Below are 18,703 nucleotides of genomic sequence, written 5' to 3' on the forward strand. Positions count from 1 at the left end.
ATGGCATATCATTACTGAACAACTATCGGCCCGGGGGTCAATGTGATGCAATCCGGACTTATTAATGAGTTGAGGATAAAGGGAGCCTATTCACTTTTAGGGATAACTTCCCCGCGACAATTGATCGCACTGATCCGTAAATGTGACCTTGTGATCACTTCAGATAATTTTGTAATGCATGCGGCCCACCTGGCAGCAGTTCCAACGGTTGCTCTGTGGGGGCCAACCAATCACCTGGTATATGGTTACGAAGAACAAACCCATTTACAGGCATCCCTGGATCATTGCCATTTAAAAGATGAATGCCTCGGAGTTGGGTTTGCCCAAAATTATCCAACCCCATGCCCATTGATGGAAAATCATTGCATCAATCGGATCCCGGTGGAAGAGATCATGTATGCAGCCATACAAAAACTATAATCCTGAATTTTTCCGGGGAGTACCCGGAAGTGAAAATATTTATTAAATTAACGCCAAAAACTGAATCATCATGCCAGCATCCGACGAAACGAAAGATCCTAAAGCTGATAAGTTACAGGAACAACCTCTCCAGGAAGAGGGAAACCGTAAGATGGCCCGCCGTGAAGCCCTAAAACGGGGAGCAAAAAAACTCTTTGGCCTGGTAGGAGTGGCTGCCGGAATGTCGGCACTTAAAGGAGCTATTGAACCTGCCCGTGCAGCAGCGCGTGACCTGGAATATTACTACAGTTATTATACCAGCTATTATTACAGTTATTATTATAGCTACTACGCTAATTATAACAGCGTTTATTACAGCTATTACAGCTACTATTACAGTTATTACAGCAATTACTACAGCTATTACAGTTATTACTACAGTTATTACAGCTATTATTCCAGCTACTATAGTAATTATTACAGCTATTATAGCAACTACAGCTCATATTATACCAGTTACTCGAGCTATTACACCAGCTATTACAATAGCCTTGGATATAACAGCAATTACAATTCCTATTACGGTGATTACTCCAGTTACAGTAGCTATAACAGTTATTATAACAATTACTCCAGCTACAGTGATTACACCAGTTATTCGAGTTATAACAGCTATAATTCCTATAACAGCTATACGGATTACTCGAGTTTCTCAAAATATTCCAGCATTTCTTAACTTATATGTGTCACAGAATAAGGGTATAAATTCACTGGAGCTTATCAACCTTACAACTCACCAAAGGAATCATTATGCCTGGTCAGAGGGAGTAACACCAGTCTGATATCAAACAGGAAATACCTGGAAGCAATCACCAATACATTTAAAATTAGCAATGAATTAATAATTTCCAAGCAGATGAAAAAAAGCAAAATAGCCGGCCGATTTTTATTAGTGTTCACATTTTTGTTGCTGCTTTTTTCTGTCGGGGCACAAGAAGTACCCGGCCCTTCAAAGAATTCTTCAGGGAAATGGGGATATACCAGTAAGGCTGGAACCGTGGTCATCAGTTATCTCTATGATGATGCCCGGACCTTCAGCAATGATCTGGCTGCTGTTAAGAAAGCAGGCCTTTGGGGATATATTTCGGTTGACGGGACTGTGGTGGTGGAACCTAAATATGAAGATGCCTGGTATTTTACCAATGGTTTAGCTGCTGTGAAAAGTTATGACAAATGGGGCTATATCAATAAAAAGGGGGAGGTGATGATCCCCATCGAATATGAGGATGCCGCTGAATTTGTCAATAGCCTGGCATGGGTGAAAAAAGATGGACTCATCGGTTATATCAATACCAGTGGTGAAACTGTGATTCCTTTCCAGTATAAAGCAGCTGTTTCTTTCAGTAAAAGTTATGCACTTGCTTACTATGAAACAGGCTGGGGAGTCATTGATAATAAGGGAACTCCGATGGCCGGGACAGCCACATTTGTTTTTGATGACGCCCGCCCCTTTGAAGATGACATGGCTCCAGTATATTCCAAGTCGGCAGGGAAATGGGGACTGGTGGGCACCGATGGTAAACTGAAGGTTGATTTCGAGTTTTCCTCGCCAACTATTGACAAAACGACCTCTGCTTTTACATGGGCTTATGCAGCTGCTTCCTATAATAATAGTGACAAGATCAATCTTGCTAAGCAGATCAGGCTCGGTACCGTCGGAATCGGGGTCAGGTATAATACGTATGATCAGTACCATGACCGGGTTCGCTTTTCGGCCATGGTTTATGATAATCCGGATTCCACCCTGGTGTATAATGGAAGTGAATATTCCCTGATGTTTAAGTTTATGAACAAACGGGATATCTCAAGAGGGTATAAAGGCTATGGATTTGCCGGTCAGTATTATGGTTTTGAACTTCGCTATGCCGATCTGCAATGTAATCCGATATATTCTGAAGTATATGATGAGAACTATATGCTGGTGGCTCAAACCAATATTTCACCTATTATTAAACGCTACGATGCGGCCATGTTAATTGGTTATTCAAGTAGCAGGAAACTCTTTTTCTGGGATATCGGTATGAGTATTGGGGTGGGTTATAAAGACCATGATTTCGGCGATTACGGAAAGACAGGTTACACCTACTCCGATGAAAGACTTACTGAAGGCTGGACAAAGGTTTACCTTGTTAATCGGTATTACTTAAGGTTTGGGATTAACTTGTTCTAAGTTCAGGCTATTTGCTTAAAGGCATTTATATGTGAATGCCTTTAAGGGTAGTCTCTTATTCGTTAAAGGACCTGATTTGTTTTACGGGTTCGATTTTACAAATTTTACCGTTTTCGATTTTAATGAAGTTGTCACGCTGAGCAGGTAAGTTCCGGGGGGCAATGCTGAAACATCAATCTGTTGCTGGCTGAGAACCCTTTTTGTATCAATTGTCCATAAAAATTATAGATAGAATATTCAATTGACGAATCAAGTTTCTCATCAGCAAAACTGACATTTAGAAAAGCTGTGGATGGATTTGGAGATACTGAAATAATTGAATTCTTAGCGTCTGTTTCTTCCATTCCGACTGATGCATTTTCAAGACGCAATAAAGCAAAATCAGTGAGTCCACCCGAAATGTTTGTTGATTGACCACCAAGCAGTAGTTTACCATCAGTTTGTATTGCCATGTCAAAAATTGAGCTTTGATCAGAGCCCATTACAACAGTCATTTTCCCATCCGAATTGAAACTGTTATCTAAGCTGCCTTCACTATTGTATTTTGCAACAGCGAAGTGAAATAAGCCGCCGTTTCCATCTTCATATCCCCTGCCACCCAGAAATAGACTGCCATTGTTATCCATAGCCATTGCGAAGGCTTTATCCTGGAAGTTATCGAAATCAGTAAAAGTGTAGCCGTTTGTTCCGAAAGTATTATCAAGTGTGCCATTGGTGTTGTATCTCATGACAAGGAAATCTCCTGCAGTATAACCTCCAATGACTATTTTACCATTTGTCAGCAACAGGACTTCTTCAGCAGAATCATCAGCAATGCCACTAATCGTCATTGTTGTTTTTCCAGAAGTTCCGAAAGTATTGTCCAGGGCGCCATCTTCCAGCATGCGTAGCATTGCAACAGAACTGTTTCCATTGCTGTTTTTAGCTGCTCCCACTATGATTATTTTGCCGTCAGTCTGTCGGATGGCATTCCTTCCAAAGTCATTGTAATTGTTAAAGTTGATAATTGTTTTGCCATTATCACCAAATGAAGGGTCAATGCTTCCATCAATATTAAAGCGGGCTGCGGCAAAATCGAAATTTGCGGAGTTGTAGGCTTCACCGATGGCTATAATTTTTCCATCTGGTTGTTGAATTATTTTATGAAATGATGAGCCATTCCCAGCCCCAAATGATAAGGTGAGCTTCCCATCTTCACTGAAATCAGTATCATATTCGCCATTAGGCAATAATCGGGCTAATGCTGCATTGCCATTGGATGAGCCGGCCAGAAGAAGATTATTGTCTGATTGCAGCAACACGGAATTGCAATATTCATAAGCAGAGCCAAAATCTATTTGCTTTTTGCCGGTAGAGTTAAATGATAAGTCAGGTGACCCATTAGTATTGTGTTTAGTAATTAAAATAGCCAAAGATGAATTAGAGTTTTCACCCACGGAAATTATTTTTCCATCAGGTAAAAGGACCATTGCATGGAAATAGGAAGAAAAATTTCCAAATGAGGTGTAAACTTTACCGTTGTTGCCAAAGGTATTGTCGGGCACCTGGGCTACAGGGGTTTTATGGAATAGGATTGATATGGTCAATAAGAATAGTGATATGATTTGATTGGTCTTCATTGGAGTTTTTATTAATGAATGATAGGTTGAAATGGTGATGTACAGATGAACCAGCAAGAATTAACTATTTATGAATTTAAGAAGAATGTCAATCGCAGGCTTTACGACGATAAGACTCAAAATATCAAAAAGACATTGCCTTGCTTTCAGCATAGTTATGATGAATAACAACTTAGTGAATGGTAAGTTCATTCAAATTCCCTCCTGTTCAATAACACGTTAAGCAATAATCACAAAAACGAAAAAACCACCTCTGTTATGGGTGGTTTTGCACTTTTTTAATTGGACCATTTTAACCTGGAAACATTACTCTTTCAGGGCTTGTTGAGAATAATCATCCTTTTTTCTGATCAACTATTTACCCTTTTATCTCTTAAGCACTCTGTTCAGCATGGATGGGCTCTATCAGGTCCCATAGGTTCCCATACAAATCTTCAAAAACTGCAACCTTGCCATAAATTTCCACAGAAGGCTGCCTTATAATCTTCACTTTTTTATCTAAGAGGTTAAGGTAATCCCGATCGAGGTTATCGGTATGGAGAAACAGGAATACCCTGCCACCCGTTTGATTGCCAATACTATCCATTTGTCTGCTATTGGCAGCTTTGGCAAGTAACAGGTTGCAGCCTTTACTGCCTGGCGGAGCTATCACCACCCATCTTTTCGTCTCGCTTAGCACAGTATCTTCAACCAGTGTGAAATGGAGTTTCGTGGTATAAAAGTCGATGGCTTCGTCATAGTCCTTAACTACAAGGGCAATGGCTGCTATATTTTGATGCATAATGTGTTTATAAGGATAATAGTATTTGTTTCTATCTTTTCCTGATCAAGGTCAATCCATCGCGGACAGGCAGCAATAAGCAATCAAGTTCATCTGCCGAAGCAACAAAGGCATTAAAAGCCATAATACCAGCGGTTTCCCTGTCTTTTTCGGCATTTTCTTCAATTACCCTCCCGTACCATAGAGTGTTATCAGCCAATATCCAACCCCCGGGGCTCATTTTATCCAGGACCAACTCAAGGTAATGGAGGTAGTTTTCCTTGTCAGCATCTATAAATACCAGGTCAAAAGGGCCGGGAATCCCGGGAATAATGGATAATGCATCTCCTGTATGCTGGATGATGCTTTCACTAACACCAGCCTCTTTGAAGTATCTGCCTGCAAATTCAACCATTTCAGGGTTAATCTCTATGGTATGAAGTTTACCTCCATCTCTTAACCCATCAACCAGGCAAAGTGCCGAATAGCCAGTGAATGTCCCGATTTCAAGGATGCATACGGGTTGTATCATTCGACTGATAAATCTGAGAAGTCCACCCTGTATTGGGCCGGATAGCATTTGAGGCATATGGCTACGAAGATGGGTCTCACGCCGGAGTTGCACCAGTAATGCAGGCTCAGGACTGGAGTTATTTTCCGCATAGGCCTCCAATAAGGGCGAAATAAAGAGGGAGTCTGGAGAATTCTTCATGCCGCAAATTTCGGTGAAATCATCGAAATTTTGGATAAAAGAATAAAAAGTTGAATGATGAAACTATCTTATCAGGGTAATGGTTCCCAGGTCAAGGTTGGGCATATTCTCCCGATTGCCAATATCTTGATTCTGCCAGGTTGTGCCATCAATAAAGGTAGCCTGGATTCTCCAGATATAAATTCCTGGCTGGCAAGGAACTCCTTTGAATGTGCCATCCCAGCTTTCTGTTGGCGAACCGTTCTCATCGAGTTTATCGGAACTCCATTGTAATTCCTGCCAGCGATTGTAAACTTCAACTCTGTATGAGGCCAGTTTTTCGCCTTTTGGTTGCCAATTCCCGATTAAAGCATCTGTGTTGCCAGGAGAAAAGACATTGGGAACATAAAGCCCTTTGAAAAGTTGTTGATAGCTCATTACGGCAGTGTCGCTGCATCCGCTTGAATTTGCGGTAACCAATTGGATAGTATAATTTCCATCTTCGTAGAAATTGGAAATCGGGGCGAAGCTTCAGTTGATGTAAATCCATTCCCGAAATCCCAGTAATATGTTGTACCACCAATAGATCCATTACTAAATTTTACCCTGCCTTGTTCATGGCCATAGTTTTCTTCAATATTAAAGACACTCATTGGGAACCCTGATACTTTGAGCGTGGAATCAAATTTTGATGTGCAGCCCTTTTCATCGCTAATGCTCAGCTTCAGATTATAATTGCCTTCCTCTGTCAATACAAACTCAGGATTCTGAAGTGTTGAAGAGAATGTTTGGTTATTGCCTCCAATTTCCCAATACCAGCTGTTTAAATCAGTGTTGCCTTTTTTCGACTGATCATACAAATGAATACTTTGTCCAACACACGATGCGTCACTGGAAAAAGAAGCGGACGGGGGAAGGACGATTTCAATATTTCTTTGAATTGTGTCAACACAGCCATATGAATTGGTAGCTGTGAGAATGGCTTCATGATTCCCTGGTGTTGCGTATCTGAATGAAACTTCCTGAAGATGAGAAGTGTTCATAGTTGAACCACTCTCTCCGAAAATCCATGAGTAGCTATCTGCGCCAAGGCCCTCTGAAACAGATAAGTTCGTGAAAATTGTTTCCTCTCCCAGGCAATGATTTTCACTGCTGAAATCAGCGTTCGGTTTAGGAAAGATATTGATCTGGAAACTTATCGAGTCAGTCACAATCATTGGGAAATCTGTTGTAATGATACGGGCTACAATGTTGTAACTACCCGGAATCTCATAAATATGACTGGCTGAGGTTTGATGCGCAGATTCCATGCCAGGAGCAGTGCCATCTCCCCATTCAATGATCCAGCTGGAATAGGTTCCGGTATAAGAAACGGAGGCAGTGACTTCTGATTGCTGGCAGGCATTATTGTTATTCAATACAAGTTCCAGCGTCGGAACTACGCCTACTTGCACAATTTGTGTACTTTGACCGGAACAACCATTTTTCCCTGAAACCAATAATTGAGAAGTATAATTCCCCGAATTCTCATAAACATGTGTGATCTCGCTTTGAGTTGGACTAATGGTCAATTGCTCTCCATCACCAAAATACCAGGTGTAGTTTTCAATGAGAGTGGATGGAGTATTTCCTTCTACTTTAAAATCTACTTTATGGTTTCCTTGATGTGTGGTAAAAGAATAAGATGAAGCAGGAGGGCTCAGAATATTTACATTATTGATGATCTGAGCATTGCAGCCATTAATATCGGTGATGTTTAATTGAACATGGTAAGTTCCGGCCTGGCTATAGAGATGTTGAGGGTTTTGCAGGTTGCTGGTATTTTCAATTCCCGAAGCCGGATCACCAAAATTCCAGTTCCATTCTATTAGATTATTTGGTCCCGAAATATCCTGAAAATGAACAGGTATGCCTGAACATTCATCTTGTGACCCGAATTGTGCAACCGGAGCAGGCAGAATGGTTATTAAAGCCATTCCTGAAACATGTGTCATATTTGCCTGGCAATGAGCATCTGCTATACTTAGTAAAGTATATTCCTTATGGTCGGCAATGGGTTTTACTTTTATTAAAAGTGGAGTTTGAGTAATATCATTGATTTCAAAAATCGTTATTCCATCCGTGTAGGTGAGATTCCATGGAGCAATACCTTCCAGTTCGAATCTCAGGGTTGCTGAATCATCCTGGCAAATTGATGCTGAACCACTGATCCTTGCCTTTGGATAGGCAATCGTAAGAATCATCTGATCTGTAACTGTATCCGTAGCCGGACTTTGTCCAATTGCAGAAAGTGTAATATTTACAGGTCCGGATTCATCAGTTGCAGGATGGTAAATTGGATTTAAACCATTGTTATTTGTAAAGTTGCCAAGTCCGTCGTGACTCCAGTAAAAACTGCTGTAATTTCCGGCTGAAGCGGTTGTGATCGTGTAAGAATCCCCACAGGAGGAAGCATCTGTTCCGGCATTGACATATACTCCATTTACATATTGAAGTTGCATATCGTCAGAAACAAAAATGCACGCATCCGGGTCGTTACTACTTAGTGTAAGTATGATATTTCCATTTATGGCATCGTTTACTCCCGGGAAATAAGTTGTATTTAAGAGGGTAGGGTCATCGAATGAACCATCTCCATCGCTGCTCCATATCACGGCCAAGCCAGTTGATGCTGTTGCATTCCCTAATAAATATGCAGTTTGTCCTGGAGTGAGAAAATCATCCGGCCCGGCGTTCACATTGATATTTCCACCAAAGTAAAGGGCCATTTCATCGGTAACTGAACCACAAGGGAAGTTTCCACTGGCATTCAGACTAAGGATCACCATCCCGATTTCCAGATCGTCAGCCGATGGGAAATAGGTTGGGTGCAAAGCCGCAGGATTATCAAAGGTTCCACTTCCTGATGTGCTCCAGTCAATATCCAGGTAAGCATTGGCAAGGGATGTGGAAAGGGAAATAAATGATTGACCCGGACAAATCGTTGTATCGTTCCCTGCAAATACATTTGGTTGCTCTGTTACCTGTATGAAAACCGCACTCGAAGATGCATCACAATTTCCATTTTGAATAGTCCAGTCGAATAAATAAGTTCCGGCAATCAACCCGGTCATTTCTGTATTGGGATCATTAAGATTGATGATATTCACAGGACCCGGACCGAAAATATAGGTCCAGTGCCCAATTCCAATTGAAGGAGTGTTTGCGCCCATTGTGAGGGTCGCCGGAATAGCAGAACAGATATATTGATCATAACCGGCAAAAGAAGTACTCGGTGCTAAATAGTTGACAACCTGCATAGTATCCCTGCTTTCACATGCACCGTTTGAAACCAGGTATTCAAATAAATAGGCTGTTTGATTTGGAATAAGTCCGGTAACTTCTGCTGCAGAAGGACTTATCATAGTGATGAGGGGAACATTGAATCCTGAAATAAGGTTCCAACTTCCAGTTCCCGGATATGCACTATTTCCCTGAAGAATTGTGGATGCCAGGCTGCAGATTTCCTGGTCATTTCCTGCGCTGGACTGGATGAAAGCATCAATCGTAAGAAATAGAGTGTCATTGGAGCAAAGAGCATCAGGTGCTGTTCCATCACAAATGCTGAAAATCACTTGATCCACACCAAAATAGGAAGGTACCGGAGTATAAATATAATTTCCTGTAGCATCAATGGTTACCGAACCATGTGAAGGTTGGGCAATGATCCCTGTCACTAAAGGGCTTCCTTCCGGATCATAATCTCCGTTTAAGATAGAACCTGCATATAATGAGCCTTCACACAGGCTTACAGTCTCGTTGTAAGTAACCGGTGGATTATTTGATGCCGGACCACTTTGGGAGTGTAGTCCCAAATTAGGAATTATGGAACTATACGCGTTACTGAAAGGGAAAAGTAAGGTAAATGCAGATAGGATAATGGATAAACCTAACACTTTCAAGGAGATAGCATTGCTTCTCCTGTAAGAATTGACTTCCCTAAAGAATGGAAGAGTGTTGAGATTCATTGTGTAGTATTGACGAGTAAGTCCGAGTAAGTGGCTTATGGATGTGCTAATAACCAGGCAGACCATTACCGCTTATATTGCTACACAATAAGAACCAAACATTTAAATAGTTGAATATCAATAAAATGATTTAAGATTGCCGGTGAAAAAGGTACCAATATGGGACAACTTTCAAATAGAATGTTTCCAAACAGGACAAAATCAGGAAAATATAAGGACTGATCCTGGTCCTTACCTGATAATGGTCACGGTTCCACTGGTAGAGTTATGAAGATTTGTTCGATCTCCCAAATCACGGTTTTGCCAGATACTTCCATCGCGGTAGATCGCTGTTATCTTCCAAACATAGGTTCCCTGCTGGCATGGACTGTCTTTGAAACTTCCATCCCATCCTTCAACTGGGGCTCCCTTTTCATCTAATGCAGTGGAAGTCCAGATGAGCTCATCCCAACGATTGAAAATCTCAACTTTATAGTATGCAAGGTTTACACCCACTGGTTTCCAATACCTTGTGGTTTGTTCAGGACCATTCGGAGAGAATGCATTAGGGATATAAAGGCCTTTGAACAGAAGGTCATAGGCAAAACTGGTCGAATCGGTACAACCGTATTCATTGGTGGTGTAAAGAATAATCTCATATCGGCCATCTTCAGTATATTCAACCACAGGCGATGTTTCCGTGGAGGTTTCTCCATTCCCCAGAATCCAGTTGTATTCGCTTCCACCCAGGGATCCATTATTTAACAGCAAGTGTCCCTGTTCATTTTCATAGTTTTCCTCAATACTGAAAGCACTGTAGGGTGATGGATATACTGTAACGGTTTGGGCGGTAGTATCAATACATCCGTTTGCATCGGTCACTGTCATAAGAATCGGGTAAACACCTACAGAATCAAAGGTAAAGGAGGGAGATGGCCCGTTCATCCATCCTACAATCTTTTCATTTCCAATCCTCCATCCCCAATGAATCAATGATTCCTCAAATTCCTGTGAATGTTCGAAGAAGTAGGTGGGATTGTTAAGACAAGCCACACTGTGATCGAATTGTGCAGTGGGTAATCCATTTACCTTTATCGGTTGAGTTACCGTATCACTACAACCGTATTGGTTTGCAACTATCAGGTTTGCATCAAAGAGTCCGGCTGAACTATAGACATAGCCTGGGTTGGCAGCAGAAGAGCTGTCAGAAACAGAAATCGGGTCACCGAAATTCCAGGTATAGGTCAGGCCACCGGCTCCATGTGTCAGAGTGGTATCAGTAAACATCGTCATTTCACCCAGGCAGTGCTTATTGGCAACAAATCCGGCTTCTGGTGAAGGATTCACATGGATAATCCGGGTTGTTGAATCAGCAATAGGATTGCCATTGTAAAGGGTAATAATCTTCAGTGATAACAGGAATGTGCCCGGCTGGGAGTAGGTATGAGAAATAGTAGGCTGGAATGTAGTATTTACTGTTGGTGCAGTTCCATCTCCCCAGTTCCAGATCCATGTGTCAATGGATCCACTGCTGCGGTTTTCAATAGTTATGGCTGTGTTCTGACAGATCAAAGTATCAGTTACTTCCATCGCAGCTTGTGGTGAAGGGCTGCAAAGGATTTCCTGGCTGAAGGTACTGGTACAACCATTTTTGTCAACTACCAATAAGGTGACTGTATAGTAGCCGGCCTGGGCATAGGAATGGCTAGCCGTTTGTACAGGTGCATAGTTGGTTTGTGATGTGCCATCGCCAAAATACCAGGTGTAGTAATCGATTGCTGCTCCCGCAATAACGCTGGTAGAGGTGAAATCAACTGTAGTGGAGAACTGACTGTTGCTCCAGGTAAAGGATGCAGTAGGAAGTGCAAAGATTTCTATCGTAGTTGTGGCTGTACTTTGGCATCCGAAGATATCAGTAGCTGACATATTTACCGTATAGAATCCCGTGGCACTGAATGTATGGCTGGCATTGACCTGTGTCGAAGTATTGCTGCTTCCTGATAAAGGATCACCGAAATTCCAAACCACTGAATTGAGCTGGTTTCCTGATGGAGTCAATACTACTGGAGTGAATGTGGTTGGTGTTCCAAAACATGCGGATTGATGTGCAATTTCAGTAGTGAATTCGTCTGGCACACAAACAGTGCGGGTTATGGTATCCATGCAGCCATGAAGGTCTGTTACAATTAAGCGAACATCATAGCAGGTGTCATTCTGGAAATAGCTGTAGCTCGGATTTCTCAGGGTGCTGTATTGATAAGGCTCAAATTCCCATAACCAGTTTGTAATGGTTGCCTGGAAGCTATAGGATGAATCCTGGAACTGCACTGCTCCATTGCTGCATGGTGTTGTGCTGTACCTGAAGTTGGCCGTAGGATTACGCCAGATCTGCACCGGTTGCGACTTTGTATGGCTGCATCCTGAAGCGGAGGTTGTGGTTAGTGTAACCGTATATACACCAGGTAGTAAATAGGTAAATGCCGGGTTCTGCAGGGAAGAGGTGTCGTTAGTGTTTCCAACTACACCAAAATCCCATTTCCAGCTTACGATCGATCCTGTGGCAGGTGGTAGTGATTGATCAGTAAACAATGTCTGTTGTTCAACACAGCTTTGTTCATAGCTGAAAGCAGTGACCGGTGAATCACCAATCGTGATTTCATGACTTATGGAATTATCACAACCTGAGGTGTCAATAATTGACAGGGTTACAATGTAGGTTCCAACTGTTGAATAGGTATGGGTTGGAGTCGGCTGACTGCTATGTGCTGAACCATCACCGAAATCCCAATCATAGGACTGGACAGCTGCAGTGTTGGTGATTGCCGGATCGGGCTGGAAAGTAACAGGCATCTCAACACAAGTGATGGAGTCATGAGTGAATTCAACGCCAGGCTTTGGAGAAATGGTAACCTGATGTGTTACAGTGTCAGTGCAACCATAGGCATTTTCACTGATAAGAGTCACTGTATACTGACCTGCAGTTGCGTATAAATGCACGGGGTTCTGTAAATTGCTGGAGTTATTGATTCCGGATCCGGGTTCCCCAAAGTTCCAGTTCCAGGATACAATGCTTACTCCATTGCTGGTAGTGGTCAGGTCAGTGAATTGTGTGGATTCTCCTTCACAGGTCGACTGGTATGTATATTCAGCTAAAGGAGCTGCTCCAATGGAAATCAATTGCTGATAAGTATTTTCACATGCATTCTGAGTGCTTACTTTCAGTGTTACTACAAAATTACCGGCCTGGGTATAAACATGATTAACAACAGGGCTATATGTGGTATAACTGATTTGGTTTCCGTCACCGAAATCCCATGACCAACCGGTAATTATATTTCCATTGGCATTTGTAAGGTCAGTGAAACTTACCTGCAAATCTTCACAGGCAGGACTTCCGATTGCAAAATTAGCCAACGGAGCTGCACTAATATTTACACTTGCTGTAATAGTGGCATTGCAACCATTATTGTCGGTGATGGTCAGGGTAACGGTATATGTTCCTGCAGCACCATAAATATGAAGCGGGTCAACCAGGGTAGAAGTTGTACCATCTCCAAACTGCCAGAACCAGTTTTGAGTGGTAGCCATATTTACAAAAGATGAACTGTTGAACTGGGTCGTGTCTCCATTGCAACCAGGCTGACTTGAGAAATCAACGGTTGGAGGAGGTGCGATTGTAATTGTATTGGTAATGGTATCTGTACAACCGGCATTGGTTCCTGCAATGAGCTGAACTGTGTATGTACCTGCTGTATTATAGGTATGCACTGGATTTTGCAGGGTAGAGAGGTTTGAAGAGCCACTTCCCGGATCTCCGAAATTCCAACTCCATGAAGTAATAAGGGCTGCAGTAACAGTTGAGTTATCAGTAAAGGTCGTGGTATTCCCTTCGCAACCGCTGTTATAGCTGAATGCAGCCTGGGGCCTGGATGATATAGTTACTGTCCGTGTAAGTAATGCAATGCAACTGTCGCTGGTTTTAACTGTGAGAGTAACATTGAATGTTCCTGAATTAGCATAGGTGTGTGAAGTGGCAGATGAATTCGGGAATAGGATGGTTTGTGAGTTTCCATCGCCAAAATCCCAATGCCAGCGCATGATATAGCCTGATGGAACCAGGGTGTTATCTGTAAACTGAACAGGGCTTTGGTTGCATCCGGGTGATGAGAAATCAAATGCTACAACCGGCGGTTCTCCAACAATTACAGGATGAGTAATAGTATTGGAACAACCTGTGGTATCAGTTACCGTAAGAGTTACCATATATGTTCCTGAAGTGGTATAGATATGTGTGGGGGAGCTTACATTACTGGTGATTCCATCTCCGAAGTTCCAAAGCCAGGTTGTGATCGTATTGATATTCATTACAGAAGGATCCGGGGTAAAGGTGGCTTCACTTCCGACACAACTGCCAATTGCATTAAATTCAACTTGTGGTAAAGGTTTGACAAGCACTGAATGAGAAATCGTATCACTACAGCCATTGGAGGTGTAGCTGACTAAAGTAACATTATATGTTCCTGCATTTGCAAAAGTATGAACCGGATTTTGCAGTGTACTGGTATTGCTCACACCGGATGTGATATCTCCGAAATTCCATGACCATCCAACAATTGCTTGTGGATTGGCAACAGTACTGATATCAGTGAATGTGACAGGGCTTTCACTGCAATTGCCTGAATGATAGAAATCTGCTTCCGGACCACCAAATACGTTTATAACCTGGGTTTCTGAACTTATACAACCTAAACTGTTAGTTACTGTTAAGGTAACATTGAATATGCCATTTATAGCATAAGTATGTGAAGTATTAGGAATGGCAGGGAAAAGAATGGTTTGGCTGTTTCCGTCGCCAAAATCCCAATGCCAGCTTGTGTTATAGCCATTTAAAGAGGTCGATTCATCTGTGAAAGTCACCGCTTCATTTGCACAATTATTTACTTCATAGGTAAAATGTGCAGCAGGAGGGATGGTTACATTTACCTGATGCGATACTGTAGCAGAACAACCTAGCGTATCAGTAATGGTAAGTGAAACAGTATAATTTCCCGGAGCTGTATAGTTGTTTTGGGTATTCCTGGTGTTGCTGGTGTTCCCATCTCCGAATGACCAGAAGTAAGTTGCTGTTGCATTGATATTGATGATAGTACTATCAGCCCAGAAGTAAGTAGGATTGTTAGTACAACCTGCACTGCTGATAAATTCAGCCACAGGTGCCGGATTTATCGTTACCTGCTGATTAACTGTATCTGTGCATCCATTAAAGTTAGCTACAATAAGCGTAACCTGGTAATTTCCGGGACTGGAATAAGTATGAAGCGGGTTCTGTAAAGTCGAGGTATTTGATCCTCCCGATAATGGATCACCAAAGTTCCACGACCAGGTATTCACTGCTCCGGTGCTTCCTGTTATACTCTCATCGAAGAACTGTGCAGCTTCATCTTCACAATTGCTTGTATAGGAGAAATCGGCAATTGGGACTTCTGTGATAGTAAGTGTCTGGGCATAGGTATCTGTGCAACCTTCTGAATTGGATACTGATAAGGTAACCTGGTATGAGCCTGCAATCAGGTAGGTATGAGAAATATTAGGTGTGCTCGGGAAAAGAATGGTTTGCAATGGTGACCCATCACCGAAATCCCAGGTCCACTCAGCGATATAACCTTGTCCGGAAGGATTGTTGGATAAATCAGTAAATTGTGTTGCAGTACCAAGACAGGTAGGTGTACTGAAATTGAAGTAAGCCTGTGGTAAGGGGCGAATCTCAATGTTATGTGAGACTGTGTAACTGCATCCAATGGTATCCTGAACGATTAGAGTTACTGTATAGGTTCCGGTTCCGGGATACACATGGGTCGGATTAACCGGGGTATTGTAAACTCCATAGGTGCCATCTCCAAAATTCCAGGTCCAATGACTGCTTTCCATAATATAAGACCCTGATACTGTGAAGTAAGTAGTATCTCCGAGGCAAGCACTATTCGCTGTGAAATCGGTTACAGGTGTTGGGTGAACAATGATCAAGGCTGAACCACTCAGCTGAGCAGCAGTTGCTGCACAATGAGAATCAGTTAATGCTGTCAGCGTATAGTTTATAGAACCTACAGGAGCAATCACACTAAACAGGTAAGGAGAGGCAGTAATATTAGATATCGTTGTTGAAGCTGCTCCATTTGAATAGGTGACATTCCACGGTGCAGTTCCGGTAAATTCTATGGTAAGCATAGCAGTATCTCCTTCACAAACAGCGGTGCCACCACTCAGAACAGCAGTAGGAAGCGGATAGATATCCAGCATCATCTGGTCAACAATAGAATCGGTGCATGGTGCATTACTAAATGCTTTGAGAGTCAGGATTACGTTTCCGGATTCACCAGCTGCAGCAGTATAAGTTGGGTTAATAGTGCTTGCTCCTGTAAGGTTACCCAATCCATTATGACTCCATAGCAGACTGCTGTAATTTGATGCTGATGAACCTGTTACAGTATATGGTGTGCCTTCACAAGCATCAGCATCGGGGCCGGCACTGCCAACAACATTTCTGATGATTGTAAGCGTCATTGCATCAGAAACATTGATACAAGGAGCAGCACTGTTTGCTGTGAGGGTTAAGGTGACAGTTCCTGACAGTAGATCCGCAGGTCCTGGTAAATAATCCGGATTAACAATGGAAGAATTACTGAAACTGCCGTCTCCGGAGGTTGTCCATTGAATAGATGTATAATTGCTGGCTGAAGAAGCGCCAAGTGCCACAGAGATTTCTGTTTCGCAAATAATTGCATCTGAACCTGCATTGGCAGTTGCTTGCCGTGAAATACCCAGAACCATTGAATCTAAAGCATCCGCACATGGCGCAATAGCTGTAGCCTGAATTGTCAGGGTAACCGTTCCGCTTATAATATCGGAAGCACCTGGAGTATATATAGGATTCAGCAATGTGGGATCGTTGAATGTACCGGTTCCGGAGGTAGTCCAAAGCAGTGAAACATAATCGCTTGCCGAAGCTGTTGAAAGTGAAATATTCCCCTGTGTCTCACAAATGTTGATGTCCGAACCTGCTGATGCAAGAGCTTGACTTGATATGGTTAGCGTCATATCATCGATGACATTAGCGCAACCTGCAAAACTGCTGCTTGATATTGTCAGAACTACTGTTCCCGCAGTAATATCAGCTGCACTGGGTGTGTAAACGGGATTTTGAATACCGGTATTATTAAAGCTTCCGGTTCCGGAAGTTGACCAGGTCAGACTTGAATAATTGGTGGCTGATGCAGTAGTAAGAGCAAATGAAGATTGTGTTTCACAAATGCTTGCATCTGCTCCTGCATTGACAACAACTTGTTTATTAATGGTTAAAATCATTTGATCTGTAACATCCGGACAAGGACTATTGCCTATACTCGTGATGGTGAGTGTAACAGTTCCGGATGCAATATCCGCGGCACTTGGAGTATAAATAGGATTAATGATGGATGAATTGTTGAAAGAGCCGGTACCATTGCTTGTCCAGATAACAGACTGGTAATTGGAAGCAGTTGCAGAGATCAGCGTATAGCTTGACTGTGTTTCACATATGATGTCATCATTTCCTGCATTGGCAGATGCCGGTTGCGAAATCTGAACCATAACGGAGCTGGATGATGGATTACAGGCACCATTGCTGATGGTCCAGTCGAACAGGTAAGTACCTTCGATTAATCCTGTTATTGAAGTATTTGGATTAGATGGATTTACAATGGTTGCAACAGAAGGACCTAAGATCTGAGTCCAGATACCTGTCCCGGATACAGGTGTGTTGGCTGACATAACTGTCGATGCCGGTGTTACTGAACACAAGGCCTGATCTGTTCCTGCAAACGAGGTACTGGGCTGACTTGAGTTGATAATCATCAGCTGATCAATAGAAGTGCAGGTGCCATTTACAATGGTATATTCAAAGATATAAGGTGTGGCACTTGTGATCAATCCTGAAGCCGTAGCAATTGCTGAGTTAGCAGGAGATACGGTAACAAGGGAAGGACCTGAGACAAATGTCCAGTTACCTGTTCCCGGTATTGGGTTATTTCCTGAAAGAGAAACAGAAGTAACATCACATAGATTCTGATCTATTCCGGCATTGGCTATAATGTTATCATCTACCAGAATGAATATGGTATCATTTGTACAGGCTACTCCTGGAATTCCATTGTCACAAATACTTACGATCACCTGGTCAACACCTGAGAAACCGGGGAATGGGGTATAGCTGTAGTTGCCGAGAGCATCAGTGGTGAATAGACCGTTAGCCGGACCAGACAGAGGAATAGTGATCACATTCAGAACAGTTCCGTCCGGATCAACATCACCATTCAGGATAGTTCCATTGTAACTTGATCCTTCACAAAGCCTGATAGATTCATTGATAGTAACAGGCGGGTCGTTAGTAGCAATAACCGTAATTGTAACTGTAGCTGTTGAACAATCTCCGTTTGAGTCGCAAATTGTATAGGTAAAGCTATCAATGCCATCAAAATTGGAGTTCGGGGTATAAAGAACCTGGTCATCAGTAGGATCCAGTGGTGTACCATTATCATCAACTGTTGCTGTTCCATTGAGTGGCACACTTGAAAGAGTAATGCTGCCTGCAGATGGCCCGTCGCATCCAAAATTATCATTTGCCAGTACATTAATCAGCACAGGTACATCTTCATTGGTTGATGAAATGTCATCAATAGCCAAAGGCTGATTGTTGCCGACAATTATATCAGTGCTACAACTTGCAGTATTTCCTGAAATGTCAGTGGCAGTGAGGGTGATGGTGATTATCTGTCCTGCTGAGGCACCAGTAATAATAGATCCTGCAACCGGGCTTTGGGTAATGCTGGCAATGCCACAATTATCGCTGGTGGTGCTAAGTGCAATCAGATCCGGAATTACAATCTCACAATTGATGCCAGGGACCTGAGTATATGATGGAATACATGTTATAACAGGAAGCGTCACATCAGGAACAGTATTCACCTGGTAACTTGCATTGAA

Annotated in this window: 9 protein-coding genes; 3 read left to right on the plus strand and 6 right to left on the minus strand. The window is 42.4% G+C overall.

Going from position 1 to position 18,703, the window contains the following annotated elements; genetic code table 11:
• Nucleotides 1–45: 45 nt before the first annotated feature.
• From IPH84_14455 to IPH84_14465, 3 genes are all read left to right on the plus strand, one after another.
• Nucleotides 46–420, plus strand: a complete 375-nt coding sequence (locus IPH84_14455; GenBank protein MBK7174398.1) for a hypothetical protein — start codon at nucleotides 46–48, stop codon at nucleotides 418–420.
• A 70-nt stretch (nucleotides 421–490) separates the two neighbouring features.
• Nucleotides 491–1,135, plus strand: a complete 645-nt coding sequence (locus IPH84_14460; protein ID MBK7174399.1) for a hypothetical protein — start codon at nucleotides 491–493, stop codon at nucleotides 1,133–1,135.
• Nucleotides 1,136–1,315: 180 nt separating this feature from the next.
• On the plus strand, nucleotides 1,316–2,629 hold the full coding sequence (locus IPH84_14465; protein ID MBK7174400.1) for a WG repeat-containing protein: 1,314 nt from the start codon (nucleotides 1,316–1,318) through the stop codon (nucleotides 2,627–2,629).
• Nucleotides 2,630–2,760: 131 nt separating this feature from the next.
• On the opposite strand, the gene IPH84_14470 is transcribed toward IPH84_14465, so the two are convergent.
• From IPH84_14470 to IPH84_14495, 6 genes are all read right to left on the minus strand, one after another.
• Complete coding sequence (locus tag IPH84_14470) at nucleotides 2,761–4,248, minus strand: hypothetical protein (protein MBK7174401.1); 1,488 nt, start codon at nucleotides 4,246–4,248, stop codon at nucleotides 2,761–2,763.
• A 373-nt stretch (nucleotides 4,249–4,621) separates the two neighbouring features.
• A complete protein-coding gene (locus IPH84_14475; protein ID MBK7174402.1) occupies nucleotides 4,622–5,029 on the minus strand; it encodes a VOC family protein in 408 nt (135 codons plus the stop codon).
• A gap of 31 nt (nucleotides 5,030–5,060) precedes the next feature.
• Entirely contained in the window at nucleotides 5,061–5,720 is a 660-nt protein-coding gene (locus tag IPH84_14480; protein ID MBK7174403.1) for an O-methyltransferase, read from the minus strand.
• A 63-nt stretch (nucleotides 5,721–5,783) separates the two neighbouring features.
• A complete protein-coding gene (locus tag IPH84_14485; protein ID MBK7174404.1) occupies nucleotides 5,784–6,137 on the minus strand; it encodes a gliding motility-associated C-terminal domain-containing protein in 354 nt (117 codons plus the stop codon).
• Nucleotides 6,137–9,772, minus strand: a complete 3,636-nt coding sequence (locus IPH84_14490; protein ID MBK7174405.1) for a PKD domain-containing protein — start codon at nucleotides 9,770–9,772, stop codon at nucleotides 6,137–6,139. The genes IPH84_14485 and IPH84_14490 overlap by 1 nt, the downstream gene beginning before the upstream one ends.
• Nucleotides 9,773–9,937: 165 nt before the next feature.
• A partial coding sequence (locus IPH84_14495) for a PKD domain-containing protein (protein ID MBK7174406.1) occupies nucleotides 9,938–18,703 on the minus strand: 8,766 nt, incomplete at its 5' end.

Source organism: Bacteroidales bacterium (genome assembly GCA_016707785.1).
Taxonomy (GTDB): domain Bacteria; phylum Bacteroidota; class Bacteroidia; order Bacteroidales; family UBA4417; genus UBA4417.

What these genes read in the sequence shown, in the direction of transcription:
- IPH84_14460 (MBK7174399.1), top strand. Translation starts at nt 491, where the DNA reads ATGCCAGCATCCGACGAAACGAAAGATCCTAAAGCTGATAAGTTACAG.
- IPH84_14470 (MBK7174401.1), bottom strand. Translation starts at nt 4,248, where the DNA reads ATGAAGACCAATCAAATCATATCACTATTCTTATTGACCATATCAATC.
- IPH84_14480 (MBK7174403.1), bottom strand. Translation starts at nt 5,720, where the DNA reads ATGAAGAATTCTCCAGACTCCCTCTTTATTTCGCCCTTATTGGAGGCC.
- IPH84_14475 (MBK7174402.1), bottom strand. Translation starts at nt 5,029, where the DNA reads ATGCATCAAAATATAGCAGCCATTGCCCTTGTAGTTAAGGACTATGAC.
- IPH84_14490 (MBK7174405.1), bottom strand. Translation starts at nt 9,772, where the DNA reads ATGGTCTGCCTGGTTATTAGCACATCCATAAGCCACTTACTCGGACTT.
- IPH84_14455 (MBK7174398.1), top strand. Translation starts at nt 46, where the DNA reads ATGCAATCCGGACTTATTAATGAGTTGAGGATAAAGGGAGCCTATTCA.
- IPH84_14485 (MBK7174404.1), bottom strand. Translation starts at nt 6,137, where the DNA reads ATGAGCTATCAACAACTTTTCAAAGGGCTTTATGTTCCCAATGTCTTT.
- IPH84_14465 (MBK7174400.1), top strand. Translation starts at nt 1,316, where the DNA reads ATGAAAAAAAGCAAAATAGCCGGCCGATTTTTATTAGTGTTCACATTT.